Genomic DNA, 1,520 nt, shown 5'->3' with positions numbered 1-1,520 from the left:
CGCAACGCCCGCGCAGCCCGCGGCCGTTGCACCGTCGCCCGCGGCCCCGCCGCCTGCCTCCGACCCCGTTCCCGTCCCCGACCCCGCCCGCACCCTCGCCCCCGCCGAGCGTTGGCGGCTGCTCCTCGGCCGCCCCGGCAGCGGCGGCCTGACCGGTCGAGGTGCCCGACTCGCCACCGCCCTGGACGAGTTGTACGGCGGCGGCCACGGCGAGGGCTCCGGCCCGGGCCTGGACAGCCGGGGCGGCAAGGGCGGCCGCGAGGCCCCGTACCCCGGTGTGCGGGAGTGGGCCGAGGAACTGGAGTCGCTGTTCGGCCCCGGCGTGCGCGAGGAGGTGCTGGCCGCCGCCGTCGCCCAGGGCCGCACCGACGTCCTGGAGGCGATCGACCCGTCCGCCGTCCGCCCGTCCGTCGAGCTGCTGCGCACCGTGCTGGACCACGCGGGCGGTCTGCCCGAGGCCCGGGTGGCCCGGCTGCGCCCGCTGGTGCGGCGCCTGGTGGACGAACTGAGCCGGGAGCTGGCCACCCGGCTGCGCCCGGCCCTGACCGGGATCGCCGTGCCGCGCCCGTCCCGCCGCCCGGGTGGCGGGCTGGACCTCGACCGGACCATCCGGGCCAACCTGGCCACCGCCCGCCCCGCGCCGGACGGCGGCACCCTGATCGTGCCCGAGCGCCCGGTCTTCCGGACCAGGGCGCGGCAGGCCAACGACTGGCGGCTGATCCTGGTCGTGGACGTCTCCGGGTCGATGGAGGCCTCCACGGTGTGGGCCGCGCTGACGGCCTCGATCCTGGCCGGGGTGCCCTCCCTGAGCACCCACTTCGTCGCCTTCTCCACCGAGGTCCTGGACCTCACGGAGCGGGTGGACGATCCGCTGGGCCTGCTGCTGGAGGTGAGCGTCGGCGGCGGCACCAGCATCGCGAGCGGGCTGCGCTACGCGCGGGAGCTGGTGACGGTGCCGTCCCGCACGCTGGTCGCGGTGGTCAGCGACTTCGAGGAGGGCGGGCCGGTCGGCGGGCTGCTGGCCCAGACCCGGGCCCTGGTGGACTCCGGCGTGCACCTGCTCGGCTGCGCGGCGCTGGACGACACCGGGACGGCCCGCTACTCGAAGGCGGTCGCGGGCCAACTGGTCGCGGCCGGAATGCCCGTGGCGGCGTTGAGCCCGCTGGAACTGGCCCGCTGGGTGGGGGAGAAGGTGCGATGAGCGTGACGGCGCGGACGAGCGACTGGCCGGGCGTGCGGCCCGAGGTGGTCGCCGAGGTGGTGGCCGGGCTGAGCGCCCGGCTGCAGAAGCGGCTGGACGGCGCGGCGGCGAAGCTGGCGGAGCGACCGGTGGCCCGGGAGGGCGACGAGTGGCGGGTGGAGGTGGACGAGGAGACGGTGCTCGTGCTGCACGCCCCGGGCGGGGTGGTCGCGGCGGAGGCCGGCGTCCGCTGCGGCTGCCTGCTCGCCCCGGCCTGCGTGCACCGGGCCGCGGCGGTCACCCTCTGCCCGCTGGCCGAGGCCGAGGCCGAGCCGGGGCC

General features: G+C 78.1%; 1 protein-coding gene and 1 pseudogene. Both read left to right on the top strand.

Annotated elements, in window-relative coordinates:
- A partial coding sequence (locus tag AE652_RS41165; protein ID WP_049661090.1) for a VWA domain-containing protein occupies positions 1 to 1,201 on the top strand: 1,201 nt, incomplete at its 5' end.
- A 2-nt stretch (positions 1,202 to 1,203) separates the two neighbouring features.
- Positions 1,204 to 1,520: pseudogene (locus AE652_RS41160) on the top strand (hypothetical protein); the annotation flags it as partial.

Origin of the sequence: Kitasatospora sp. MY 5-36, assembly GCF_001182915.1 — a bacterium.
Classification (GTDB): domain Bacteria; phylum Actinomycetota; class Actinomycetes; order Streptomycetales; family Streptomycetaceae; genus Kitasatospora.
This window is presented reverse-complemented; position numbering and strand designations above follow the sequence as displayed.